General features: G+C 56.4%; 23 protein-coding genes. 13 read left to right on the top strand and 10 right to left on the bottom strand.

Annotated features, from left to right (window positions below):
* Positions 1-37: 37 nt before the first annotated feature.
* Positions 38-646 (bottom strand): invasion associated locus B family protein, encoded by a 609-nt coding sequence (locus ACR0EV_RS04605; RefSeq protein ID WP_480798978.1) that lies wholly within the window; start codon positions 644-646, stop codon positions 38-40.
* 447 nt (positions 647-1,093) lie between these two features.
* Between ACR0EV_RS04605 and ACR0EV_RS04610 the strand changes: the two genes are divergently transcribed.
* Complete coding sequence (locus ACR0EV_RS04610; RefSeq protein WP_480798979.1) at positions 1,094-2,641, top strand: helicase HerA-like domain-containing protein; 1,548 nt, start codon at positions 1,094-1,096, stop codon at positions 2,639-2,641.
* Between the two features lie 33 nt (positions 2,642-2,674).
* Here ACR0EV_RS04610 and ACR0EV_RS04615 read toward each other — a convergent pair whose 3' ends face one another.
* The 7 genes from ACR0EV_RS04615 to ACR0EV_RS04645 form a co-directional block, all read right to left on the bottom strand.
* The gene (locus ACR0EV_RS04615; RefSeq protein WP_480798980.1) at positions 2,675-2,929 is read right to left on the bottom strand and encodes a hypothetical protein; all 255 of its coding nucleotides are present in this window, start codon (positions 2,927-2,929) and stop codon (positions 2,675-2,677) included.
* 181 nt (positions 2,930-3,110) lie between these two features.
* Positions 3,111-4,424 (bottom strand): branched-chain amino acid ABC transporter permease, encoded by a 1,314-nt coding sequence (locus tag ACR0EV_RS04620; protein ID WP_480798981.1) that lies wholly within the window; start codon positions 4,422-4,424, stop codon positions 3,111-3,113.
* Positions 4,421-5,431, bottom strand: a complete 1,011-nt coding sequence (locus ACR0EV_RS04625) for a branched-chain amino acid ABC transporter permease (protein WP_171668223.1) — start codon at positions 5,429-5,431, stop codon at positions 4,421-4,423. The genes ACR0EV_RS04620 and ACR0EV_RS04625 overlap by 4 nt, the downstream gene beginning before the upstream one ends.
* On the bottom strand, positions 5,431-5,892 hold the full coding sequence (locus ACR0EV_RS04630) for a hypothetical protein (RefSeq protein WP_480798982.1): 462 nt from the start codon (positions 5,890-5,892) through the stop codon (positions 5,431-5,433). The genes ACR0EV_RS04625 and ACR0EV_RS04630 overlap by 1 nt, the downstream gene beginning before the upstream one ends.
* Before the next feature lie 2 nt (positions 5,893-5,894).
* Positions 5,895-6,728 carry an ABC transporter ATP-binding protein gene (locus ACR0EV_RS04635; RefSeq protein ID WP_480798983.1) on the bottom strand — a complete coding sequence of 278 codons (834 nt, stop codon included), beginning with the start codon at positions 6,726-6,728 and terminating at the stop codon, positions 5,895-5,897.
* Positions 6,725-7,513 carry an ABC transporter ATP-binding protein gene (locus ACR0EV_RS04640; protein ID WP_171174031.1) on the bottom strand — a complete coding sequence of 263 codons (789 nt, stop codon included), beginning with the start codon at positions 7,511-7,513 and terminating at the stop codon, positions 6,725-6,727. The genes ACR0EV_RS04635 and ACR0EV_RS04640 overlap by 4 nt, the downstream gene beginning before the upstream one ends.
* Positions 7,514-7,619: 106 nt before the next feature.
* Positions 7,620-8,801 (bottom strand): ABC transporter substrate-binding protein, encoded by a 1,182-nt coding sequence (locus ACR0EV_RS04645; RefSeq protein ID WP_480798984.1) that lies wholly within the window; start codon positions 8,799-8,801, stop codon positions 7,620-7,622.
* Between the two features lie 155 nt (positions 8,802-8,956).
* On the opposite strand from ACR0EV_RS04645, the gene ACR0EV_RS04650 reads away from it, so the two are divergent.
* Positions 8,957-10,048 carry a PQQ-dependent sugar dehydrogenase gene (locus tag ACR0EV_RS04650; RefSeq protein WP_480798985.1) on the top strand — a complete coding sequence of 364 codons (1,092 nt, stop codon included), beginning with the start codon at positions 8,957-8,959 and terminating at the stop codon, positions 10,046-10,048.
* Between the two features lie 2 nt (positions 10,049-10,050).
* Here ACR0EV_RS04650 and ACR0EV_RS04655 read toward each other — a convergent pair whose 3' ends face one another.
* Positions 10,051-11,055 carry a GlxA family transcriptional regulator gene (locus ACR0EV_RS04655; protein ID WP_480798986.1) on the bottom strand — a complete coding sequence of 335 codons (1,005 nt, stop codon included), beginning with the start codon at positions 11,053-11,055 and terminating at the stop codon, positions 10,051-10,053.
* 169 nt (positions 11,056-11,224) lie between these two features.
* Between ACR0EV_RS04655 and ACR0EV_RS04660 the strand changes: the two genes are divergently transcribed.
* Entirely contained in the window at positions 11,225-12,595 is a 1,371-nt protein-coding gene (locus tag ACR0EV_RS04660) for a class II 3-deoxy-7-phosphoheptulonate synthase (protein ID WP_480798987.1), read from the top strand.
* A gap of 61 nt (positions 12,596-12,656) precedes the next feature.
* On the opposite strand, the gene ACR0EV_RS04665 is transcribed toward ACR0EV_RS04660, so the two are convergent.
* Positions 12,657-13,331, bottom strand: coding sequence for a PAS domain-containing protein (locus ACR0EV_RS04665; RefSeq protein WP_480798988.1), 675 nt, complete (start codon positions 13,329-13,331; stop codon positions 12,657-12,659).
* Positions 13,332-13,574: 243 nt separating this feature from the next.
* Here ACR0EV_RS04665 and ACR0EV_RS04670 point away from each other — a divergent pair, with 243 nt between their 5' ends.
* From ACR0EV_RS04670 to phoB, 10 genes are all read left to right on the top strand, one after another.
* The gene (locus ACR0EV_RS04670; protein ID WP_480798989.1) at positions 13,575-14,465 is read left to right on the top strand and encodes a YicC/YloC family endoribonuclease; all 891 of its coding nucleotides are present in this window, start codon (positions 13,575-13,577) and stop codon (positions 14,463-14,465) included.
* Between the two features lie 17 nt (positions 14,466-14,482).
* The gene (gene gmk / locus ACR0EV_RS04675; protein ID WP_480798990.1) at positions 14,483-15,124 is read left to right on the top strand and encodes a guanylate kinase; all 642 of its coding nucleotides are present in this window, start codon (positions 14,483-14,485) and stop codon (positions 15,122-15,124) included.
* Positions 15,121-15,645: a gamma carbonic anhydrase family protein gene (locus tag ACR0EV_RS04680; protein ID WP_171183206.1), complete on the top strand. Its 525-nt coding sequence runs from the start codon at positions 15,121-15,123 to the stop codon at positions 15,643-15,645. The genes gmk and ACR0EV_RS04680 overlap by 4 nt, the downstream gene beginning before the upstream one ends.
* A gap of 28 nt (positions 15,646-15,673) precedes the next feature.
* The gene (locus ACR0EV_RS04685; RefSeq protein ID WP_480798991.1) at positions 15,674-16,720 is read left to right on the top strand and encodes a sensor histidine kinase; all 1,047 of its coding nucleotides are present in this window, start codon (positions 15,674-15,676) and stop codon (positions 16,718-16,720) included.
* A gap of 193 nt (positions 16,721-16,913) precedes the next feature.
* The gene (locus ACR0EV_RS04690; protein ID WP_480798992.1) at positions 16,914-17,954 is read left to right on the top strand and encodes a substrate-binding domain-containing protein; all 1,041 of its coding nucleotides are present in this window, start codon (positions 16,914-16,916) and stop codon (positions 17,952-17,954) included.
* Positions 17,955-18,047: 93 nt separating this feature from the next.
* Positions 18,048-19,520 (top strand): phosphate ABC transporter permease subunit PstC, encoded by a 1,473-nt coding sequence (gene pstC, locus ACR0EV_RS04695; protein ID WP_480798993.1) that lies wholly within the window; start codon positions 18,048-18,050, stop codon positions 19,518-19,520.
* The gene (gene pstA / locus ACR0EV_RS04700) at positions 19,517-20,848 is read left to right on the top strand and encodes a phosphate ABC transporter permease PstA (protein ID WP_480798994.1); all 1,332 of its coding nucleotides are present in this window, start codon (positions 19,517-19,519) and stop codon (positions 20,846-20,848) included. The genes pstC and pstA overlap by 4 nt, the downstream gene beginning before the upstream one ends.
* A gap of 12 nt (positions 20,849-20,860) precedes the next feature.
* Positions 20,861-21,658, top strand: a complete 798-nt coding sequence (pstB, locus tag ACR0EV_RS04705; protein WP_171090042.1) for a phosphate ABC transporter ATP-binding protein PstB — start codon at positions 20,861-20,863, stop codon at positions 21,656-21,658.
* A 25-nt stretch (positions 21,659-21,683) separates the two neighbouring features.
* Entirely contained in the window at positions 21,684-22,385 is a 702-nt protein-coding gene (phoU, locus tag ACR0EV_RS04710; protein WP_480799013.1) for a phosphate signaling complex protein PhoU, read from the top strand.
* Positions 22,386-22,397: 12 nt separating this feature from the next.
* Positions 22,398-23,087 (top strand): phosphate regulon transcriptional regulator PhoB, encoded by a 690-nt coding sequence (gene phoB / locus ACR0EV_RS04715; RefSeq protein WP_171090046.1) that lies wholly within the window; start codon positions 22,398-22,400, stop codon positions 23,085-23,087.
* Positions 23,088-23,303: the final 216 nt, after the last annotated feature.

The following is a 23,303-nucleotide window of genomic DNA, read 5'->3' on the forward strand; positions in this document are numbered from 1 at the left end:
GCCGCCACTGATTGGGCGGCCTTTATTTTATGTGCAATCAGTTTTGCAAGACGTCCAACTTATCGTAGCCACTGGTGAAGCCAGCCAGTGACATGTCAAGTTGCAGCAATTGATTAGGAGCCAGGATCGACACCAGCGAAATTGTCGCCTTACTGCCCGCCTTCATCGCGTCAATGTCGCCTTGGGTAAAGCCCAACTGCGCAACACAGCCAACCGGGTTGCAGTGATGATAGTTGTATCTTTTGCTTGGTGCGCCGTCGATGGACACGGCAATCTGCGCCTGAAGCAGGGTCTCCAGTGGCACGATAAGGCTGGCGCCAGCCACAGCCGCCGCACCTTCGGGCAGTTTGTTGATCGAGATTTCTGCAACCGGCTGGCCCTCGGCGCCGGATAGAATTTGACGCAACAGGCAAGGATCATCGCCTTCTTCGGTCTTCAAGCACGTGATATTCCAGTCACCGCTTGCTTCCTTGACGTATTGCTCACCAACACGGGGGCCGGTTTCACCCAGATCCAATTCCTGTGTCGCCTGGGTTTGGGGTACCTCGGTCTGCGCTTGGGTTTCGTCAGTTGTTTCTTGGGCAAAAGCCGCGCTGCTTATAAAGGCTGCTGCCAGTACATTCGCGGAGAGAAGTTTCTTGATCATGAATGCCTCGGTTTGATGATTGAGCTTTTTGCCTCGTTTAGCATTCTTCCGAACCGGTGTCAGGCACTAACAGAGCAGCCTTTAGGAACGTGAACAGATTCTTGCCTGAAGCCTGGAAAGAGGCCCTTCCACATATAGAAAAAGGGAGCCGATCTAGCAGCTCCCTTCCTCAAAAGGTTCTCCCCGTCGGACTGGCCGACTTATTTATGCGCAAACCCTACGAGAGCGGCGCAGGTGGGTCAACAGCTATCCTGCATTTTTAATCTGGTCATCAGTAAGTTCACATGTATCGGTACGAACAAAAATGCCGTGCCCGAAGGCACGGCCAGTCGACAGGGAGGAAGTCTACCCCACGAGATCAAAACCACCGCGAGGCAAAATGACTATCGCAGTCAAAGGTTAACTTTGTATGCTGGTCACGGATCGGTGAGCTATAAGGCAGTGTTAATGGGCAAGACTATTTTTTTGGGCGGCGGTGGTGAAGGCTATGGCACACCGCAAGAATTGGCGTTGAACTTTGCAAATCGCCATGGGTTGATCGCGGGTGCGACAGGAACGGGAAAAACCGTAACGCTGCAAATACTTGCCGAAGGGTTTTCGGAGGCTGGTGTCCCGGTGTTTCTGTCAGATGTAAAAGGAGACCTGTCCGGTCTGGCCGTGGCTGGCAGCGCGTCGCACAAACTGCATCAGGCCTTTATGGAACGCGCTGAACGCATCGGGTTTTCTGATTTCAACTACGCTGCTTGCCCGGTGACTTTTTGGGATCTGTTTGGTGAACAGGGTCACCCGGTGCGTACGACGGTCACAGAGATGGGGCCGCTTCTGTTATCCCGCCTACTAGAGCTCAGCGAAGCGCAGGAAGGTATACTGAACATCGCCTTCCGGGTGGCAGATGAAGAAGGAATGCCGCTGCTGGATCTGAAGGATCTACAGGCGTTGCTGGTCTGGATCGGAGAAAACCGAACTCAGCTGTCCCTGCGCTACGGCAACGTATCGACGTCTTCAATAGGTGCAATTCAAAGACGCTTGCTGGTGTTGGAAAATCAGGGTGGCACCAAACTGTTTGGCGAACCGGCGCTGGATCTGGGTGATCTGATGCGGACCGATGAGAGCGGGCAGGGGATGGTGAATATTCTCGCCTCCGACAAATTGATGGCTTCACCCCGCCTGTATGCAACCTTCTTGCTTTGGCTTCTAAGCGAGCTGTTCGAGGAATTGCCTGAAGTCGGGGACCCGGATAAACCCAAGCTGGTGTTCTTTTTTGACGAAGCGCATCTGCTGTTTGACGACGCTCCAAAGGTCTTGGTGGACAAGGTCGAACAAGTGGCGCGACTGATCCGATCGAAAGGTGTCGGGGTCTATTTCATCACGCAAAACCCGGCGGATATCCCCGAAGACATTCTGGGCCAACTGGGCAATCGCGTCCAACATGCCTTGCGGGCTTTCACCGCGCGGGACCGCAAGAACCTGCGCATGGCTGCTGAAACGTACCGAGAGAACCCGGCTTTCGACACCGAAGCCGCGATCCGAGAAGTCGGTGTGGGTGAGGCAGTGACCTCGATGCTGCAAAAGAAAGGGGTTCCCGGCATTGTCGAACGCACCTTAATTCGTCCGCCCGGGTCTCAGCTGGGGCCGATTTCTGGTGCAGACCGCAAAGCGATTTTGGCGGCGTCTCCGATGGCAGGAAAATATGACAAAGGTGTAGACCGAAAATCTGCCTTTGAGATTCTGCAAGCGCGGGCCGATGCGGCCGCAAAAGCTGCGGAGCAAGCGGAACTGGATGATGTGCTTGAAGCACAATCGCCAATGGAACGCGAGTTTTCTGCGGCTCGCAGATATTCTGGCAGTCGGGTCGGGCGATCTTCTTCACGTGTGCAGCGCAGAAAGGACACCTTTGCGACGGCAATGACAGATGCTGTGATCAAAGAACTGAAGGGAACAACCGGACGCCGCATTGTGCGCGGTATTCTGGGCGGTTTGTTCAAAAACAGGTAAAGGGCGTGGCGCCCGATACGGGCGCCGACGCCGTCACTTTAACCGGCGCTGACCTTCCTGGCGGCAGTAGGCATCGGCCTGTGGGACAGACATTTTGGTTGCAGGGAAATCGATGGCACGATCCCATGTGACCCGGTCCTGGCGATACAACTGACAGGTCACAACGCCCTGGGGTGTCTGCACCTTGACAGGTGTCGTCTCAAGATCCTCTGGTCGGGGAATACAGGCGGCTGTTGTAACGGCAACAACCGAAAGCAGGAAAACAGTTCCGAAGCGTGGTGCTTTCATTTTTTACTCTTATCAACACGTTTGAATGATCTTTTCAGATCGGCTTGGGCGGGTGTGAGTGCCAGCAACAGACCGCAAAAGTAAAACGCTGCGGTAGGTCCGTTTATTAAATAAACCTTTGAAAATCAAGAAACCGCACCCCCATGAAGGCGCGGTTTCACGAATTGGTTATCGTTTGATCCTATTTCTCGGGTATCAGACCCCTTGGGCTAAATCTGAGAACAATCAACAGAATAAGACCCATTGTGAACAGGCGCATATGGGCCGCGCTTTCGATCAGATGCGCTTTCAGCCAACTGCCGTCCGGCATACCCGATGTGATCAGGTTCATCAGCCACAGGCCAATTGGTTCCACCTGAACCCACAGGAACCAGATCAGAAATGCCCCAAGAACAGCCCCGAAATTGTTCCCCGAGCCGCCAACGATTACCATCACCCAGACCAGAAAGGTAAAACGTAGGGGCTGGTAGGCGCTTGGTGTCAGCTGACCGTCCAGCGTGGTCATCATAGCCCCTGCGATCCCGCAGATGGCCGACCCCAGGACAAAGATCTGCAAGTGGCGGCGGGTCACGTCCTTGCCCATCGCCTCGGCCGCGACCTCATTGTCGCGGATCGCGCGCATCATACGGCCCCAAGGGCTTTTCAATGCCATCTGGGCCATCCACAACAGCGCCAGCAGGACGATCAGGAACAGCAGCGAATAACCAAGTTTGACCGAAAGAGTAGAGGCCGTGACCGGATCAAGCCCGAACCATTCCGCGCGCGCCAGAAACGCCGGATCTTGTTGCAGTTCAACTTCGTAACCGACAACAGGGGACGGGCGCGGAATGCCGTAGACATTTTTAACGCCCCGGGCCAGCCAGTCTTCGTTCTTCATGACGGCGATGATGATCTCGGCAATACCCAGCGTGGCAATCGCCAGATAATCCGACCGCAGACCCAAAGCCGTTTTACCGATCAGCCAGGCAGCGCCCGCCGCAAGCAATCCACCGGCGGGCCAGGCCAGCAGAACCGGAAGGTTCAGACCGCCGATATTACCTGCAATTGCTGGATCGATGGCTTCAACAGCAGCAACATTAGGGTCGAACACAGCGCGGTAAATGAAGAACCCAACAACCAGAACTGCGATGATGGTCAGGGTCTGTGCCCGACCTTTCGGCATCTTGGTTGCCACCAGAACAGCAGCCACAACGGTCGCGGCCCCCAACAGCAAGGACAATACAATCCCGTAGCCGCCAGCACTCCAGGCCCCTGGGGTGGGCGGTGTTGATACCAGAACCACGGCCAGACCGCCGAGCGCGACAAAGCCCATCACACCCACATTAAACAGGCCCGCAAAGCCCCATTGCAGGTTGACCCCAATCGCCATGATGGCCGAGATCAGCCCCATGTTCAGGATCAGGATTGCAGTGTTCCAGCTTTGGGTGAAACCCGTCAGCAGGATCAGCCCGGCGACAACAGCAAAAAGCAGCGTGTTTTTGACAGACTCGGTCATACCGCTTTCCCCTTGAACAGGCCCGTGGGCTTAAACAGAAGCACGATCAGCAGGATCACGAAGCTGACGGCGAATTTGTAGTCGGTGGACAGGAACTGGACCAAGCCTGAGGGTTCCAGACTTTCTGGAGCCAGATAGGTCAGCACCTTTTTCCACGCATAGGTTATGGTCACCTCGGAAAACGCGATGATGAACCCGCCTGCGATGGCACCCAGCGGATTGCCAAGCCCGCCCACAATGGCCGACGCAAAGATAGGCAGCAGAAGCTGGAAATAGACGAAGGGCTTAAAGCTCTTGTCGAGACCGTAAAGAACCCCAGCCGTGGTCGCCAGTGCGGCGACGATGATCCATGTGATCATCACCACACGCTCGGGGTTGATGCCGGACAGCAGCGCTAGATCTTCATTATCCGAATAAGCACGCATGGACTTGCCGGTGCGGGTTTTGTTGAGGAACCAGAACAGCAACGCTACGGCGACAACGGCCACGATCACGGTGATGCCCTGAGAGGTTTTGATCGCCAATCCCTCGCGCAATCCGGTCAGTGCCTTGAAATCGCGCGCCGAGATAATGAACCGTGCACCGTCCGAGAACCTCTGGTCATCAGGCCCGATGATAAAGCGCACGATGCCGTTCATGATGAACATCACGCCCATCGAGACGATCACGAGGATCACCGGTTTGGCCTTTTGTTCCCGGTAGAACCTGTAAACCAGCCGGTCAGTGATCAGCACCAGAACGATACAGCCCAGTATGGCAAAGGGCAGGGCGAGCAGAGCAGTTGGCAGCGGGCCGAAACTGACCCCGGCGGCTTGTAAGCCCCACGTGACCAGAACAGCAATCATTGCGCCAAAAGCCATCGTATCGCCGTGGGCAAAGTTCGAAAACCGCAAGATGCCGTAGATCAGTGTCACCCCCAAAGCCCCCAGCGCCAACTGGCTGCCATAGGCGATTGCGGGAACAAGGACGAAGTTGGAGAGCGCCACAAGGGCGTTGAGGAAGTCCATTATTTGTTTTCACACCCCTGAAACTCTATGAGAAATTCGGAGAGACTGGTATTTTTGAAGTTCCGCTCGATCCATTCGTATCCGCGTGGAACGTAGGCTAGAAACAGCACGCCGCTTTCGAGTTCGAACTCGTCACCGCCTCGAAAGTCGACTGCGTGATCATCGGGTACTGATGTCGAAAAGTCGTGGTTGGGTTTCCCGTGAAAGCCTTCGTCGAGCAGCTGGATTTTTGTATAGTAGCCATTCTCGGCGGGCGAATGACCCAAATAGGCACCTTCATTGCCATCATGTCTGACCAAGAGAAACTGAAGCGCGCGCGCCATACTTTTACATTCACCGTCGATTTCGCATACCGAAACGCTTCGACAGTCCAGCGTGAGTGCATAGTCAATTGCTTCTTCGAATGCGAATACAGGGCTGGCTGTAACGGTAGCGAGTGCAATTGGGTAAATTGATCGCATCCTCACCCCCCCAAGAAACTCTTACGAACCTCGGGATCGGCCAGCAGTTCTTTGCCCGTGCCGCTATACGCATTCCGCCCCTGAACCAGCACATATCCCTTGTCCGCGATCTCCAGCGCCTGGCGGGCGTTCTGTTCGACCATCAGGATCGGCAATCCGGTGCGGGAAACCTCGATGATCCGATCAAACAGCTCATCCATCACAATGGGAGAGACACCGGCAGTGGGTTCGTCCAGCATCAGAACCTTGGGCTGAGTCATCAGCGCGCGGCCTACGGCGACCTGTTGGCGTTGACCGCCTGACAGCTCTCCAGCGGCCTGATTGCGCTTGTCGCGCAGGATTGGGAAAAGGTCATAGACCTGCTCCATCGTCTCGGTGATGTCGTCACGGCGGATGAAGGCCCCCATTTCAAGGTTCTCTTCCACCGTCATGGACGTGAAGATGTTCGAGGTCTGTGGCACAAAGCCCATGCCTTTGATCACGCGGTCTTGCGGTGACAGCTTGGTGATGTCTTCGCCATCCAGCCGAACCGACCCGGCACGCACGTCCAGCATGCCGAACACGGCTTTCATCGCCGTGGACTTGCCCGCGCCGTTGGGGCCAACGATCACCGCGATCTCACCCTTGTCGACCGCAATGGTGCAGTCATGCAGGATGTCCGGCCCCTTGCCATAGCCGCCGGTCATCGTGTCGCCAATCAGGAAGGGGCCGCCGCCACCAACGTATTGCGCTTCACCACTTTTGGGATGCGCAGGCGTCATCGTGCCAACACCGTGCGTGTTGGTGATCGAGGCGTCCTTGTTCCCTTTATCGTCCTGGTAAGGATTGTCGCTCACGCGCCTGCCTCCAGCTTGTCTTTGTTCTTCAGGCCGGTGCCCAGATAAGCCTCGATCACGTGCTCATTTGCCTTGATCTCGTCCAGAGTGCCCTCGGCCAGAACCTTTCCCTCGGCCATACAGATGACCGGGTCACAGATTTTGCCGATGAAATCCATGTCGTGCTCGATAACCACGAAGGTGTAGCCGCGTTCCTTGTTCAGGCGCAGGATGGTGTCGGCGATGGTCATCAGCAGGGTGCGGTTCACGCCTGCGCCAACCTCGTCCAGAAACACGATCTTGGCGTCGACCATCATGGTGCGGCCAAGTTCCAGCAGCTTTTTCTGCCCGCCCGAGACCTGACCTGCCTTGTGGTCGGCCAGGTGTTCGATGGTCAGAAACTCTAGCACCTCATCGGCCTTGGCCCGCAGCGCGCGTTCTTCATCCGCGATGCGCTTGCGGCCAAACCAGGTGTTCCACAGCGATTCACCCGATTGCGCACCGGGCACCATCATCAGGTTTTCACGGCAGCTCATCGAGGAAAATTCGTGCGCGATCTGGAAGGTGCGCAGCAATCCCTTGTGAAACAGCTCATGCGGGGGCAGGCCGGTGATATCCTCACCATCCATGAACACCTTGCCGCTGGTCGGTGGCAGAACGCCCGCGATCACATTGAACAGAGTGGTTTTTCCTGCACCGTTCGGCCCGATCAGGCCGGTGATCGACCCTTTTTGGATTTCCAGCGATGCCCCGTCCACCGCGTGAAATCCGCCGAAATGCTTGTGCACGTCTTCGACGACGATCATGTTATCCCCTTGCCTTTGCCTCGCGTCGCGAGGTGCAGCCTTTTGTCATTGAAACAGCCCGGACACAAGGCCCGGGCTGCTTGTTTTTATGGTATTTTACGTTTGATCAACGGAAGTTTACGGTCTTGTTTTCGCCGTCGGTCACTTCGATCTCGCGATAGGAACCGGCGCTTTCACCGGGGCCGATCAGCTCAACGCCAGACGCGCCGACATAGTCGATGTCCTGACCGTTGGCCAAAAGCTCCAGCCCCTTGGCCAGTTCACCCGGATAAATCTTTTCACCTGGTTCGTTTGCCACTTCCATGACCTTGCTTGCGTAGTCGGCCGGATTGGTCGAGCCCGCAGCCTGCATGGCGAACATGAACAGCGCAGCAGCGTCATAGGATTCCGGCGAATACGGCGAAGAGCCGTCAAAACCGGCAGCTTCGGCCAAGGCAAAGTACTTTTCGGCACCTTCACCACCGGACCCGGCGATCTGACCAAACGAGCCGTTCAGATCAGGGCCGACATTTGCAGGCAGCGAGTCACCGATCATGCCGCCGGGCAGACCAAACGTGTCAAACGCACCGCTGTCCAGCGAGGATTGGATGATGCCCAGACCACCCTGGTCGAGGTAGCCAGCAACAACAAGAATGTCGCCACCAGCAGAGGCCAGCGCGCCGACTTCAGCAGAATAGTCTGCCTTGCCGTCTTCATGCGCGGCCACGATGGTCACTTCGCCTCCGGCGGCCTCGAACGACGCCTGAATCGCGTCTGCCAGACCTTTGCCGTAGTCGTTGTTGGTGTAGGTCAGGGCAATCGAATTGATGCCGCGATCCTTGAGAATGTCAGCCATCACCTGACCTTCACGTGCATCCGACGGAGCGGTGCGGAAGAACAGACCATTGTCTTCCATGGTCGACAGGCCCGGAGATGTCGCCGACGGCGAGATCATGACCATGCCATTCGGAATGGCCACGTTCTGCAGGATCGCACCAGTTACACCCGAGCAATCGCCGCCAATGATACCGGCTACACCATCCGCGATCATGCGTTCACCGTTCGAGGTGGAAAGGCCGTTATCGATACAACCCGTGTCGGCACGCATACCGGTGACGGTAGCGCCATCCATGAACTTGCCTGACTCGTTGACTTCGGCGATTGCCATTTCGGCGCCGGACCCCATTGCCGGAGCGAGCGATTCAATCGGGCCGGTAAAGCCAATCAGAATACCCAGTTTCACATCGTCTGCCATGGCCGCGCCGGCCAGAAGTGCAGTTGCTGCAGTTGCAGTAAGCAGCTTTTTCATACGGTTACTCCCTGTTATGAACAACTTTGTTCTGGCCCTGACCCTAGGCAAGCTGCCCGGAAAAGAAAAGTCCTAACGCAAACGTGTTTTTGCTGATCGGGAAACTAACTGTTTTGCTAGAAATTCTTCTGTGGCCGTTACCGAAAGGGACCAGCATGCTTCGCGTCTTCATGATTCTGTTTCTCTCGTTCAACGCTATTTCAGCCGCGGCACAGACCCTGCCGACTTCCGCCGGGAACATTGAAGTGGCTAAAATGGTTGGTGGGCTGGATACGCCGTGGGCGGTGGGCATCCTGCCGGACGGGACGTTCCTGGTAACCGAGCGGGACGGCGATATGCTGTTTGTTCAGAATGGCGAGGTCAACAAAGTGCGCGGCGTTCCCAAAGTTGCGGCCGCCGGGCAGGGCGGTTTGCTGGACGTGACGATACCCCGCGATTTCGCGCAAAGTCGTGAGGTCTTTCTGACTTTCTCTAAACCTCAAAACCAAGGGGCTGGAACTGCGGTCGCAGTGGCTCGCTTGTCCGAAAACGGAAAACGCCTGACAAATGTGCGCGTGATCTACGAGGCCACGCCCGGCGGATCAGGCGGGCGGCATTTTGGCAGCCGCGTTGTTGAGGCACGAGACGGAACGTTGTTTGTCACGATCGGTGATCGTGGACAGCCAGACAGCGCGCAGGACAGGTCCACTCCGATGGGTTCGGTCATTCGGATCAATCGGAATGGGTCCATCCCAGCGGACAACCCATTCGTCGGGCAATCGAACCTCAAACCCGAAATCTGGTCTTTTGGGCATCGCAACCCTCAGGGGGCCGCGCTGGACGCGCGGGGGCGGCTATGGATTTCGGAACATGGTGCCCGTGGAGGGGATGAAGTCAACCAACCGCGCGCAGGTCTAAACTATGGGTGGCCCGTCATTTCCTACGGCACACATTATTCCGGTAAGAAGATTGGCGAGGGCACCGCGAAAGCTGGATTGGAACAGCCAGAACTGTTTTGGGACCCATCCATCGCACCCTCTGGTCTGCTGGTCTATTCCGGTAAACTCTGGCCACAGTGGAAGGGTGACATTTTTGTTGGGTCGTTGAAGTTTGACTATATCGCCCGACTTGCAGGCGATCCGCTTCGCGAAGTCGAGCAGATCAAGGGCCCCGAGACCGAGCGTGTGCGCGACGTTGTCGAGGCCCCTGACGGATCGATCTGGTTCATTTCGGTTGGGCAGGGTGCCGTGTACCGAATGGCACCATAGGGTCAAACAGACAACCGACCGCTTTGCGCACCACGCTCACGGTAGGGGGTGGTATTGTAGTGCGCCCGGTAACACTTTGAGAAATGGCTGGGCGAGGCAAACCCGCAGGCAAGTGCCACGTTGATCACACTCATATCCGTCTGCATCAAAAGGTTCCGCGCTTTGTGCAGTCGAAGCTCCATATAATAGCGCTTTGGCGAACGGCTAAGGTAACGGCGGAAAAGACGCTCCAGCTGTCTGGTCGACATTCCGACATCCTTGGCCAGAATCGAAGGTGAAATCGGTTCTTCGATATTCTTTTCCATCATCAGGATAACCTGGCTGAGTTTGGGATGGCGCACACCAATCCGGGTCGGTGTCGAAAGGCGCTGCGTGTCCTGATCCGTCCGGATCGACGAATAGATCATCTGGTCCGCCACCGCATTTGCCAAATCTTCCCCAAAATCATCCGCAATCAGTTTCAGCATCAAATCGATCGAAGATGTTCCGCCCGCCGTTGTCATGCGGCTACCGTCAATCTGGAACACCGATTTCGTCAGCTCGACTTCGTCAAACTCTTCGACAAAGCTGTCCGAGTTTTCCCAATGAATCGTTGCCTTCTTGTTGTCGAGCAAACCGGCTTTGGCCAGCGTGTAGGCTGCAGTGCATAAGCCGCCGATTCGCAGCCCTCGGCGCGCTTCGCGCCGAAGCCAGTTCAGAACGCGTTTGGTGGTTGCTGTCTGAACGTCTACGCCGCCGCAGATCAGTACCACATCATCGCGTTGCAGTTCTTCCAGATCCGTATCCAGCTTGAACTCGGTTCCGGCAGAGCATGTCACGCTGTCACCGCCTTCGCCCGACAGTGTCCAAGTATACAATTCCTGGTTCGCCATACGGTTTGCGATCCGCAAACTATCAAGGGCCGAGGCAAAAGACAGCAACGAGAACTTGTCCAGAAGAACAAAAACATAATGGCGCGGGATGGCCTCAGCGTCTTCCACTGTGACTGCCTGGCGTTGCACTTGCATGGCGGGTTGTCCTTACTTCGGCGCTGAATACGACCGTATCCAGCGACATATTTAGAATTCACCATGATCAAAGCTTGTTTGCGCCGTCAAGAGGCGCAAATGGGATATGGTCACTCTTCAAAGCTTTTTGTATAGAGGCCACCTGAACACTTCAGCGGAGATCAAAGCTATGACCGAATGGCAAAAAACGAACTGGCGCAACAAGCCCCGGGTTCAAATGCCAGACTATACCGACGCGGCCGCTCTGGCCAAAGTCGAGGCCCAGCTTTCACAGTATCCCCCGCTGGTCTTTGCCGGTGAGGCGCGGCGTCTCAAACAACATCTGGGTGCCGCCGGTCGCGGCGAGGCCTTCCTGCTGCAAGGCGGGGATTGTGCTGAAAGCTTTGAACAATTCAGCGCGGACGCGATCCGTGACACCTTTAAGGTGATGCTGCAGATGGCAATGGTTCTGACCTACGGTGCAAAAGTGCCGGTGGTCAAAGTCGGCCGTATGGCGGGGCAGTTTGCCAAGCCGCGCAGTGCACCAACCGAGGTGGTGGATGGTGTGGAACTGCCCAGCTATCGTGGTGATATCATCAACGAGTTGGCCTTCACGCCCGAAGCGCGGATTCCGAATCCTCAGAAGATGCTGCAGGCCTACACCCAGGCCGCGGCCACTCTGAACCTGTTGCGGGCCTTCTCGACCGGTGGTTTCGCGGACATGAGCATGGTTCATTCTTGGACCCTTGGGTTCACCGATGAACAGGATGTCCAGAAATATTCCGAGATCGCGGATCGTATTCAGGACACCATCGATTTCATGGAAGCGGCCGGGATCACGGCGGACACCACGCATGAGTTTTCGACTGTCGAATTCTACACCAGTCACGAAGGGCTGCTGCTTGAGTACGAAGAAGCACTGACGCGTCTGGATTCGACATCGGGCAACTGGTTGGCAGGGTCTGGCCACATGATCTGGATCGGCGACCGCACGCGTCAGCCGGACGGTGCTCATGTGGAATTCTGCCGTGGCGTTCTGAACCCAATCGGTCTGAAGTGTGGCCCGACAACGACTGCCGAAGACCTCAAAGTTCTGATGTCCAAACTGAACCCCGAAAACGAAGAGGGTCGCCTGACCCTGATCGCGCGCTTTGGTGCGGGTAAAGCAGGTGAGCACCTGCCGCGTCTGGTCAAGGCCGTGAAGGAAGAAGGGGCCAAGGTCACCTGGGTCTGCGATCCGATGCACGGCAACACGATCAAATCGGCAACGGGTTACAAAACCCGTCCGTTCGATTCTGTTCTGCGTGAGGTGCGTGACTTCTTTGGCGTGCATCAGGCCGAAGGCACCGTCCCCGGTGGCGTACATTTCGAGATGACCGGTCTGGACGTGACCGAATGCACCGGAGGCGTGCGCGCCGTGACCGAAGAGGATCTTTCGGATCGCTACCACACCGCGTGCGATCCGCGTCTGAACGCGTCGCAGTCGCTGGAACTGGCTTTCCTTGTGGCTGAAGAGCTGACAAACCTACGCCGCAACGGCAGCAAACGCGCTGCAAGCTAAACGGTTGTAAATCAATTGAAGCAGCGGGTCTCTGGCCCGCTGTTTTTCGTTTTGGGAAACGTTAATCGTCGCGTGAAACAACCAATCGCAAGTGATTGGCAGGGCGTTTGAATTCGCCTTCGTCTTCCGCGAACCCTTGAACAGGTTGTGGTGCAGCCGGACTTGGGGCCTGAATATCAGCAACCGGCTTGACCCGCGTGTCCGAGATTGAGAACCGTCTAGGTGTTTTACCAATGGTCCCGTCAGCGACCATGACACCTAAGACGCGACTGACATCGCCAAGATCACTTTTCAACGGCAAAAAGATCATCCGGGCCTGCATCCGTGCGCGACCCATTATTCCGCCCGAGATCAATCCCAACTCTGCAACAGAGGGCGCAGCGAACACCTGTTCAAGCACATCCTTAACCCCGGCGCGATCGTCGGGCTGAAAGAACGCGGTCAAAGGCATGCCCCGCACCTCCATACCTGCGAGCGCGTTCAAATGGCTTCCGGCCAGACGAAACCGGGCAAGACCGGGTGCGATACGCTCCAGTACAAACGTGTATTCCAGGATGTTTTCCAAACCGCGCGGATCGATCTGAGAGCGCATGGGAACGCTGTCACCGCTCAGCAACGCGGTCCAATACGCCTCGGCCTGGCGGATCGGCGAAAGGCTGCGCCCATTGTCAAAGCGATCCATTGAGACGATCTTTCCAAATTCTGACCCGGAACCAATCCCGAAAAAGGTTTTCATCTTCTTACCCTTACGCCAAAGGCCGCCATTTTCCTAAAATGCAACACATCGGGAGCATCCGCGGCCTGCAACCCATTGCTTTGGGCAGTTTGACTCAGGTTAATTCAATTTTGGAGCAATTCTTTAACGAATGGTTAACCCGCACCAAACAATTGCCAAGTCAGCAAATACTTGCTCTGCACCGGCCTATAGCATTAGGTGCAGCAGATGTTTGAGGTTGCAGAACCGCAAGAAAGGGCAGGAATGATCAGATCCATGACCGGGTTTGCCTCGGGAAAGGGGCAGCACGGGCCACATAGCTGGACGTGGGAACTGCGCAGCGTCAACGGCAAGGGCCTTGATATGCGCCTGCGCGTGCCGGATTGGTTGACGGGTTTAGAAGCCGCGCTGCGGGCAAAACTGTCCAAATCCCTCAGCCGCGGGAATGTCACTCTGTCGGTGCGTCTAAGCCGCGAGGATTCGGCCCCGGAGCTGGCCCTGAATGAAACCGCCATGAACGCCGCACTGACCGCGCTAGAGCAAACAGAGCAGATGGCGTCGTCGCGCGGAATTTCTTTGGCGCCGACGCGGGCATCAGACCTGTTGGCCTTAAAGGGGATGCTGGATGCAGGTTCGGACGCAGATGATCCAGGCCCATTGGTTGCACATCTTACTGCTGAATTTGACAAGCTCGTAAGCGCCTTCCTCGACATGCGCCGAGCTGAAGGCGACGCATTGACTACTGTCCTGAACACACAACTGGATCAGGTCGCGACGCTGACTGCGAAGGCGGCTGAGTTGGCGGAAAAGCGCAAGGACAAGATGGCAGAAGCCCTACGGGAAAATCTGGCACGGGTTCTGGGCAATTCTCAGGGCGCTGACCCCGAGCGCGTAGCACAAGAACTCGCCATGATCGCTGTCAAAGCTGATATCACAGAAGAGATCGATCGCCTGACGGCGCATGTTGCCGCCGCGCGCGACTTGTTGGGGCAGAACGGTGCCGTCGGCCGCAAACTGGATTTCCTAATGCAGGAGTTCAACCGTGAGGCCAATACACTGTGTTCAAAGGCCCAAAGCTCGGACCTGACGGCGGTTGGGCTTGAGCTTAAGGCGGTAATAGATCAAATGCGCGAGCAGGTGCAGAACGTAGAATGAGTATGGGAACAACTGACATGGCGGATCGCCGCGGCCTTTTAATCATCCTGTCATCTCCGTCCGGGGCGGGCAAATCCACATTGGCCAAACGGCTGATGGCCTGGGATACGGATCTGGAGTTTTCGATTTCGGCCACGACCCGCGCACCACGCCCTGGTGAAGAACATGGGCGCGAGTATTTCTTTTTGTCAGAGGACGAGTTCAAGCAACAGGTGGCAGAAGGGCAGATGCTGGAGCACGCCCATGTCTTCGGAAACTTCTATGGCTCACCGGCTGACCCCGTGCGCAATTCGATCAACACTGGCAAGGACGTTCTGTTCGACGTGGATTGGCAAGGTGAGGTGCAGATCAGAAACTCTGACCTCGGCAAACATGCCCTGTCGATCTTTATTCTGCCACCGTCGATCCCCGAACTGCGTCGCCGTCTTGAGACCCGCGGTCAGGACAGCGACGATGTGATTGGCAAGCGGATGCTCAAAAGCTGGGATGAGATCAGCCACTGGGGCTACTACGACTATGTCCTGATCAATGACGATCTTGAGGCGACCGAAGAAAAGCTGAAGACCATTGTCAGCGCCGAGCGGATGCGCCGTATCCAGCAACCAAAGCTGCAACAGCATGTGCGCAAATTGCAAAATGAGTTCGAGGGCCTGTCATGACCATCTACGCCTTGGGAGATCACACGCCGGAAATTCACGAGGACACATGGGTCGCGCCTGATGCCAACCTGATCGGCAAAGTTGTGCTGGAACAGGGGGCCTCGGTTTGGTTTGGCTGCACGATCCGCGCCGATCACGAGGAAATCCGTGTCGGCGCAGGCAGCAATGTTCAGGAAAACTGCGTCATGCATATCGATGCGGGCTTTCCTTTGACCATCGGTGCAAATTGCACAATCGGGCACAAGGTGATGCTGCATGGTTGCACCATTGGCGACAACTCTCTGATCGGCATGGGCGCAATTGTTCTGAACGGCGCCAAAATCGGGCGGAATTGCCTGATTGGGGCAGGGGCCCTGATCACCGAGGGCAAGGAAATTCCAGATAATTCGTTGGTCATGGGTGCGCCGGGCAAAGTCGTGCGTCAGTTGGACGAGGCGGCGGCGCAGCGTATCACCCTTAGTGCTTTGCATTATCAGGAAAACATGCGCAAGTTTCGCAAAACTTTAAAACCCGTCTCGTAAGGCGTCCGGGCCAATTGAGATGTAAGTCATGTCCACCAATCTGTTAGACGAATTTGTCCGAGCTATTCCGATGCCTGCGCTGATGGTGGATCAGACAGAACGGATCATTGCCGCCAACACCGATGCAACGACCCTGCTTGGTCAAAATATTGTCGGACGGCATTTCGCCACGATCCTGCGGCAACCACAGGTTTTGGAAGCTATTGAACAAAGCCTCCTGTCTAAAGGCACAAAAAAAACACGACACCTGTCCAATGACGGTGCGCAGGACACGACATTCGAGGTTGAGTGCCGTTATATGAACGGGATTGGGGCCGTGTCTGGTGGTGCCATCCTGACCACGTTTCAGGACATCACCCATCTGGAACACGCCAGCCAAATGCGTCGGGATTTCGTGGCCAATGTCAGTCACGAACTGCGTACTCCACTAACTGCGTTGATGGGTTTCATCGAAACCCTGCGCGGACCGGCGCGTGATGACCCCGGCGCACGCGACAGGTTTCTCCAGATCATGACAGATGAAGCGAACCGGATGAATCGTTTGGTCGGCGATCTATTGTCCCTCAACCGGGTCGAAAGCGAAGAACGCGTGCGACCCAGTGAGCAACTGGAACTTACCGGACTGTTACAGTCCATTCTGAATTCGGTTCGTCCGCTTGCCGAGGATGCATCCGTAAACCTGACGCTTGAGGCTCAGGACGGTCCGGTTTCAGTGACCGGTGACAGCGACCAGCTGCGTCAGGTTTTCACCAACCTGATCGAGAACGGCATAAAATATGGCGGCAGCGGCGGAAATGTTCTGGTTCGCGTTCTGTCTATGGACCGGGACACAGCGATGCGGGGCCCGTCGGTGCGCGTACAGGTCATTGACCGGGGCCCCGGTATTGATCCGATTCACTTGCCCCGACTGACCGAGCGATTCTATCGCGCGGACAGCCACAGATCCCGACAGTTGGGTGGAACCGGACTTGGGCTTGCCATCGTCAAACATATCGTCAATCGCCACCGGGGACGACTGCGTGTTGAAAGCGAGTTGGGTAAAGGCGCTGTTTTTACGGTGATTTTGCCACGGTGACACCTTATTGGGTTGGGTTGCGCGCAGCTTTGGTTCGCAAAGACGGGTCACTTTACGACAAGTAAAGCGCCACAAAACGCCGGTTGTCATAAAACCGTTACACACTTGTCACAAAAGGCTTACGCACGCGGCCTAGGGGTTCGCGCAGGATCATCATGGGGGTGATCAAACATACCTTTTCAGGGAGACTGAAATGTCCTTTGTCAAACTGTCGGCTTCTGCGCTGGCGATTGCTGCCGTCTCGGCAACCACTGCTGCTGCCCGTGACAACGTACAGGTTGCCGGTTCGTCGACCGTTCTGCCTTATGCTTCGATCGTTGCTGAACTGTTCGGTGAAAACACCGACTTCCCGACCCCGGTTGTAGAATCCGGTGGCTCTTCGGCCGGTCTGAAGCGTTTCTGTGAGGGTGTTGGCGAAAACACCATCGACGTTGCAAACGCATCGCGTGCCATCCGCGAAAAAGAAATCAAAGCCTGTGCTGAAAACGGCGTGACCGACATCATGGAAGTCCGCATCGGCTATGACGGCATCGTATTTGCCAGCCAGCAATCCGGCCCCGCCTTCACCGCGTTCGAGCCTGCTGACATCTACAACGCCATCGGTTCGAAAGTCATGAAAGACGGCGCGCTGGTCGACAACAGCTTCAACAGCTGGGCCGAATTCAACGCCGATCTGCCGGATGTTGAAATCGCGATGTTCATCCCGGGCACCAAGCACGGCACTCGTGAAGTGTTCGAAGACAAGGTTCTGCTGGAAGGCTGCGAAGCCACCGGCGCCATGGAAGCCATGGTTGCAGGCGGCATGAGCGAAGATGACGCAGAAGACGCGTGCCTGGACGTCCGTACCGATGGTAAGTCGGTCGACATCGACGGCGACTACACCGAAACTCTGGCACGTATCGACACCAACCCCAACGGCATCGGCGTGTTTGGTCTGGCGTTCTACGAGAACAACACCGACAAGCTGAAAGTGGCCACCATGGGCGGTATCGCACCGTCGACCGAGACCATCGCCTCGGGTGAATACCCTGTGTCGCGCCCGCTGTTCTTCTACGTCAAGAAAGCACATATCGGCGTGATCCCCGGCCTGAAAGAATACGCACAGTTCTTTACAGCTGACGAAATTGCAGGCGGTTCCGGCCCGCTGGCCAACTATGGCCTGGTTGCAGATCCTGAGCTGGCCAAGACCCAGGATGCGATCGCAAACGAAGTCACCATGGGTTCGGGCAGCTAATCCCGCCTTTGGCTTGAATGACCGGGGGCGGCAGCTTATGCCGCCCCCAACTGTGTTTTCCGAAATTCCCAGCCAAGACCTTACGGGGGTGTCATGCCGATACTTTGGCTCTTTCTGATCGTGCTTGCGATCGCCGCAGTCGGTTATGTGTCAGGACGCGCACGCGCCTTGCAAAGCGCAGGCGGAGACAGCAGGAACCTGCACTCGCTGCCAACTTACTACGGCGCAAATGTAGCCCTTAAAGCGATTGTACCCGCCTTCGGTCTGCTGATCATTTGGCTGTTGGCCCAGCCACTTTATGTGTCTTCTCAGGTTTCCGAGATGATCCCGGAGACTTCCGTCAAAGAAGGCTCGTCGCTGAGCCTTGTTATGGCTGAGGTTCGCCGCACGGCGGACGGGCTGAACAACGCTGTGGCCGCTGGTTTGCTTTCAGAAGATCAGGCCCGCAACGCACGCGCGGATGTAACCGACGTGACGCAGCGCCTGAAAGATGCCGGGCAGGTTGTGACGTCCGAGATCACTCAACCAGTTCTGCGAGCTGCACAAAGCTATCGCACAATGAACTCCACCGGTTACGCGATCATGACGGGTGCGGTCATTCTGGTCGCTCTGATCGGTGCCGCGATCAGCTGGTTTCAAACACATTCCGACTACCGTGCCCGCAACGTGGTCGAGCATGGGGTCCGCTTTCTGCTTTTGGCCGCGGCCTCTATCGCAATTCTAACGACTATCGGAATCGTTCTGTCGCTGGTTTTCAACACGTGGGAGTTCTTCAAGCTCTATCCCGCGTCTGACTTCTTCTTTGGGACAACCTGGGCGCCCAGCTTCTCGGGCCGTGGTGGCGCGTCGGATCTGGGGATCATCCCTCTGCTGTGGGGCACGTTCTATATCTCGCTGGTGGCTTTGCTGGTGGCTGTGCCTATCGGATTGTTTGCCGCGATTTACCTCAGCGAATACGCCTCATCCCGCGTGCGCTCTGTCGCCAAGCCGCTGCTTGAGGTTCTGGCCGGGATCCCGACCATCGTTTACGGTCTGTTTGCCCTGTTGACCGTCGGTCCGCTTTTGCTTGACGTGTTCGGCGACAACGGTTTGGGCTGGATGAAGGCTGGTACAGCCGTGATGACCGCCGGTGTTGTCATGGGCATCATGCTGATCCCATTCGTTTCGTCTCTGTCTGACGACATCATCAACGCGGTACCTCAGGCGATGCGCGACGGGTCTTACGGCTTGGGTGCAACGCAATCGGAAACCATCCGCCAGGTTGTTCTGCCAGCCGCATTGCCCGGTATCGTGGGTGCGATCCTGCTGGCAGCATCGCGGGCGATTGGTGAAACCATGATTGTGGTTTTGGGGGCAGGGGCCGCCGCCCGGCTCAGCCTCAATCCTTTTGAAGCGATGACAACCGTCACCGCCAAAATCGTCAGCCAGTTGACCGGCGACGCAGACTTCGCCTCACCCGAGGCGCTTGTCGCCTTTGCCCTTGGCATGACCCTTTTCATCCTCACGCTGGGGCTCAACGTTTTTGCCCTCTACATCGTGCGTAAGTATCGGGAGCAGTACGAATGACCGACGCAAGCATGGACAGCCCGAACACGAGCGGCCACGCAACTTCGTTGATGGCCACGGATGCGCGGACAAAGAAGCGTGCGAATGCAGAGAAGCGCTTCCGTGCCTATGGGATCGTCGCAATCGCGACCGGGCTTTTCTTTCTGATCGTTCTGTTCGCTTCGATCCTGTCGCAGGGCATCCCGGCCTTTCAGCGCACCGTTGTGAGCGTCGAGTTCACCCTGTCGCCGGCACAACGCGACGAAGCGGAAGGCACTCTGTTCAAGACCAAAGCCTATTCTGATCTCTTTATTGCTGAGCTAAACGAACAACTGGCTGCCAGTGGCATCTCTGTCGAGTTCGATGAGGCCGCAATCGAGCGTCTTTTGGGTAAAGTCGGTGGCACGATCCGCACCTTTTATGCAGACAACCCAGACAAACTGGGGGAGCCGGTGCAGTTCGATCTGGCAGCCTCAAGCCGGGTTGACGGATACTTCAAGGGCCGCGTTTCGCGCGACACCTTGCAGGACAGCCGCTTCCTGCAACTGAGCGACCTGGATCTGGTCGATGCGCTGAAAGAGGCGGGTATCATCAAACAGGCATTCAATTGGCCCTTCATTACGGGTGCAGACTCGGGCGTGGACAACCCCGGAGGGGCGGGCATCGGTGCCTCGGTTGTTGGTTCGTTCTTCATGATGCTGGTGGTGTTGGCACTGTCATTGCCCATCGGTGTTGCGGCTTCGATTTACCTTGAGGAATTCGCACCGCAGAACCGGTTTACGGACCTGATTGAAGTGAACATCTCGAACCTCGCCGCTGTTCCGTCGATCGTTTTTGGTATTCTGGGTCTGGCCGTGTTCATCCAGTTCATGCATCTGCCGCAATCGGCCCCTTTGGTCGGTGGCCTTGTACTGACACTAATGACTTTGCCGACGATCATCATCTCGACCCGCGCTTCGCTGAAGGCGGTTCCGCCATCGATCCGTGACGCGGCGTTGGGGGTAGGGGCCTCAAAAATGCAGGCCGTGTTCCATCATGTCCTACCACTTGCCGCACCGGGTATTCTGACCGGCACAATCATTGGTCTGGCTCAAGCGTTGGGTGAGACCGCACCGTTGCTTCTGATCGGCATGGTGGGCTTTGTGGCGCGCGGATATCCCGATGGCTTCGTCGCTGGCTTTACCGAGCCGAACTCGGCCATGCCTGCGCAGATCTACACCTGGGCCGCGCGCGCCGATGTTGGGTTCTACGAGAAAGCCTGGGGCGGCATTATCATCCTTTTGATGTTCCTGCTGACCATGAATATCATCGCAATCATCCTGCGCCGCCGCTTTGAACGCCGCTGGTAAGAGGGGGCAATAATGAACGACATGACACGAGTGGAGAGAGCCGTGGACTCCAAAGACATCAAGATCAACGCCAAGAAGGTTCAGGTCTATTACGGCGACACCCACGCCATCAAAGACGTAGACGTCGCGATTGAAGACAAGACCGTGACCGCCTTTATCGGCCCGTCGGGCTGTGGCAAATCCACGTTTCTGCGCTGTCTGAACCGGATGAACGACACCATCGACATCTGCCGTGTCGAAGGCGATATCCTGCTGGATGGCGAAGACATCTATGACAAGCGCGTTGACCCGGTTCAGCTGCGCGCCAAGGTGGGCATGGTGTTCCAAAAGCCGAACCCGTTCCCAAAATCGATCTACGATAACGTGGCTTATGGCCCTCGCATTCACGGCCTTGCAAAGAACAAGGCAGAACTGGATGAAATCGTTGAAAAATCCCTGCGTCGCGGCGCGATCTGGGATGAGGTCAAGGACCGCCTGGACGCGCCTGGCACAGGCCTGTCGGGAGGGCAACAACAGCGCCTTTGCATTGCCCGTGCCGTTGCAACTGAACCGGAAGTTCTGCTGATGGACGAGCCGTGCTCAGCTCTGGACCCGATTGCAACCGCGCAAGTTGAAGAACTGATTGACGAACTGCGCTCGCGCTATTCGGTGGTGATTGTGACCCACTCGATGCAGCAGGCCGCACGTGTCAGCCAGAAAACTGCCTTCTTCCATCTGGGAAATCTGGTCGAGTTCGGGGAAACCGGCCAGATCTTCACCAACCCCGTAGATCCGCGCACGGAAAGCTACATCACCGGCCGCATCGGCTGAGCACAGGTATTCAGAAATGTCCGATTTGAGCGAACAACATATTGCATCCGTATTCGATCGCGATCTCGAGGCGATTCAAGCGCATATCATGAAGATGGGCGGCCTTGTCGAAGCCGCCATCATGAGCGCCGCGCGCTCGTTAGAGACCCGCGATGTGGAACTGGCGCAGCAAGTGCGGCAAGGCGACAAAGCCATCGATGCGCTGGAAGATGTCATCGACGAAGAAACCGCGCGCCTGATCGCACTGCGTGCGCCCACAGCCAGCGATTTGCGGTTGGTTCTGTCTGTCCTGAAAGTTTCGGGCAACCTCGAGCGGATCGGTGATTATGCCAAGAACATCGCCAAACGCACCACGGTTCTGGTCGATGCGGGCGAGATCAACGGAAGTGCCGCAGCCCTGCGCCGCATGGCGCGCGAAGTCGAGCGTATGCTGCGCGATGCGTTGGATGCCTATATTCAACGCGATGCAGAACTGGCGACTGATGTCATCAATCGCGATGAAGATGTCGACCAGATGTATAATGGGCTGTTCCGTGAGTTCCTGACCTTTATGGCCGAGGATCCACGCAACATCTCGTCCTGCATGCACCTGCATTTCATCGCCAAGAACATCGAGCGCATGGGTGATCACGTCACTTCGATTGCCGAGCAGGTGGTCTATCTGGTCACCGGGGAACGCCCAACCGAGGCACGCCCCAAGGCCGACACAACGTCGCAAACCGTGTAGGAGACGACCGAAATGTCCGCTGATCAACCGACAGTTCTGGTGGTTGAGGATGAACTGGCCCAACGCGAAGTACTGGCCTACAACCTCGAAGCAGAAGGGTTTCGTGTCTCGAAAGCGGCAAGCGGCGATGAAGCCATGTTGCTGGTGGATGAAGATTGCCCCGATATCATCGTGCTGGATTGGATGATGCCGAACCTAAGCGGCATCGAAGTCTGCCGCCGCCTTAAAAGCCGGCCCGAAACGCGTTCAATTCCAATCATCATGCTGTCGGCGCGTACTGAGGAAGTCGACAAGGTGCGTGGTCTGGAAACCGGTGCGGATGACTATGTGGTCAAACCATATTCTGTTGTCGAATTGATGGCGCGCGTTCGAACACAGCTTCGCCGGGTTCGTCCGGCCACAGTTGGCATTCGGCTGGAGTTCGATGATATCGTTCTGGATTCTGAGACGCATAAAGTGAGCCGCGACAGCAAACCTTTGAAACTCGGTCCGACCGAGTTCCGGCTGCTCAGCACCTTCATGGAAAAGCCGGGCAGGGTCTGGAGCCGTGAGCAACTTCTGGATCGTGTCTGGGGGCGCGACATTTACGTCGATACAAGAACGGTTGATGTTCACATTGGACGTTTGCGCAAAGCCTTGACGCAACACGGTGGAGAAGATCCTGTCCGTACAGTACGCGGCGCAGGGTATGCACTGGGCTAAAGTTGGGGCAGAACTGAAGTTTTCCGGATTATAGTTATCCAAAGCAAGTCGTATGAATTTACGACGTGCAATGTGTTTTATCGCTAGAAACCAGTTAGTTGAAACACTCACTTGTGGCTCTTCAGTGGTAACTCAAGGGTCGTTGCGACGGTTTCCGCTATCTCAGTTTCATGAGTTCATCTCTGAATGCCTCGGTTGGAGTTTGCCATCCGAGGC

The sequence above is a fragment of the Ruegeria sp. CF8 genome (assembly GCF_056537285.1).

What these genes read in the sequence shown, in the direction of transcription:
- ACR0EV_RS04605 (WP_480798978.1), bottom strand. Translation starts at nt 646, where the DNA reads ATGATCAAGAAACTTCTCTCCGCGAATGTACTGGCAGCAGCCTTTATA.
- ACR0EV_RS04610 (WP_480798979.1), top strand. Translation starts at nt 1,094, where the DNA reads ATGGGCAAGACTATTTTTTTGGGCGGCGGTGGTGAAGGCTATGGCACA.
- ACR0EV_RS04615 (WP_480798980.1), bottom strand. Translation starts at nt 2,929, where the DNA reads ATGAAAGCACCACGCTTCGGAACTGTTTTCCTGCTTTCGGTTGTTGCC.
- ACR0EV_RS04620 (WP_480798981.1), bottom strand. Translation starts at nt 4,424, where the DNA reads ATGACCGAGTCTGTCAAAAACACGCTGCTTTTTGCTGTTGTCGCCGGG.
- ACR0EV_RS04625 (WP_171668223.1), bottom strand. Translation starts at nt 5,431, where the DNA reads ATGGACTTCCTCAACGCCCTTGTGGCGCTCTCCAACTTCGTCCTTGTT.
- ACR0EV_RS04630 (WP_480798982.1), bottom strand. Translation starts at nt 5,892, where the DNA reads ATGCGATCAATTTACCCAATTGCACTCGCTACCGTTACAGCCAGCCCT.
- ACR0EV_RS04640 (WP_171174031.1), bottom strand. Translation starts at nt 7,513, where the DNA reads ATGATCGTCGTCGAAGACGTGCACAAGCATTTCGGCGGATTTCACGCG.
- ACR0EV_RS04645 (WP_480798984.1), bottom strand. Translation starts at nt 8,801, where the DNA reads ATGAAAAAGCTGCTTACTGCAACTGCAGCAACTGCACTTCTGGCCGGC.
- ACR0EV_RS04650 (WP_480798985.1), top strand. Translation starts at nt 8,957, where the DNA reads ATGCTTCGCGTCTTCATGATTCTGTTTCTCTCGTTCAACGCTATTTCA.
- ACR0EV_RS04655 (WP_480798986.1), bottom strand. Translation starts at nt 11,055, where the DNA reads ATGCAAGTGCAACGCCAGGCAGTCACAGTGGAAGACGCTGAGGCCATC.
- ACR0EV_RS04660 (WP_480798987.1), top strand. Translation starts at nt 11,225, where the DNA reads ATGACCGAATGGCAAAAAACGAACTGGCGCAACAAGCCCCGGGTTCAA.
- ACR0EV_RS04665 (WP_480798988.1), bottom strand. Translation starts at nt 13,331, where the DNA reads ATGAAAACCTTTTTCGGGATTGGTTCCGGGTCAGAATTTGGAAAGATC.
- ACR0EV_RS04670 (WP_480798989.1), top strand. Translation starts at nt 13,575, where the DNA reads ATGATCAGATCCATGACCGGGTTTGCCTCGGGAAAGGGGCAGCACGGG.
- gmk (WP_480798990.1), top strand. Translation starts at nt 14,483, where the DNA reads ATGGCGGATCGCCGCGGCCTTTTAATCATCCTGTCATCTCCGTCCGGG.
- ACR0EV_RS04680 (WP_171183206.1), top strand. Translation starts at nt 15,121, where the DNA reads ATGACCATCTACGCCTTGGGAGATCACACGCCGGAAATTCACGAGGAC.
- ACR0EV_RS04685 (WP_480798991.1), top strand. Translation starts at nt 15,674, where the DNA reads ATGTCCACCAATCTGTTAGACGAATTTGTCCGAGCTATTCCGATGCCT.
- ACR0EV_RS04690 (WP_480798992.1), top strand. Translation starts at nt 16,914, where the DNA reads ATGTCCTTTGTCAAACTGTCGGCTTCTGCGCTGGCGATTGCTGCCGTC.
- pstC (WP_480798993.1), top strand. Translation starts at nt 18,048, where the DNA reads ATGCCGATACTTTGGCTCTTTCTGATCGTGCTTGCGATCGCCGCAGTC.
- pstA (WP_480798994.1), top strand. Translation starts at nt 19,517, where the DNA reads ATGACCGACGCAAGCATGGACAGCCCGAACACGAGCGGCCACGCAACT.
- pstB (WP_171090042.1), top strand. Translation starts at nt 20,861, where the DNA reads ATGAACGACATGACACGAGTGGAGAGAGCCGTGGACTCCAAAGACATC.
- phoB (WP_171090046.1), top strand. Translation starts at nt 22,398, where the DNA reads ATGTCCGCTGATCAACCGACAGTTCTGGTGGTTGAGGATGAACTGGCC.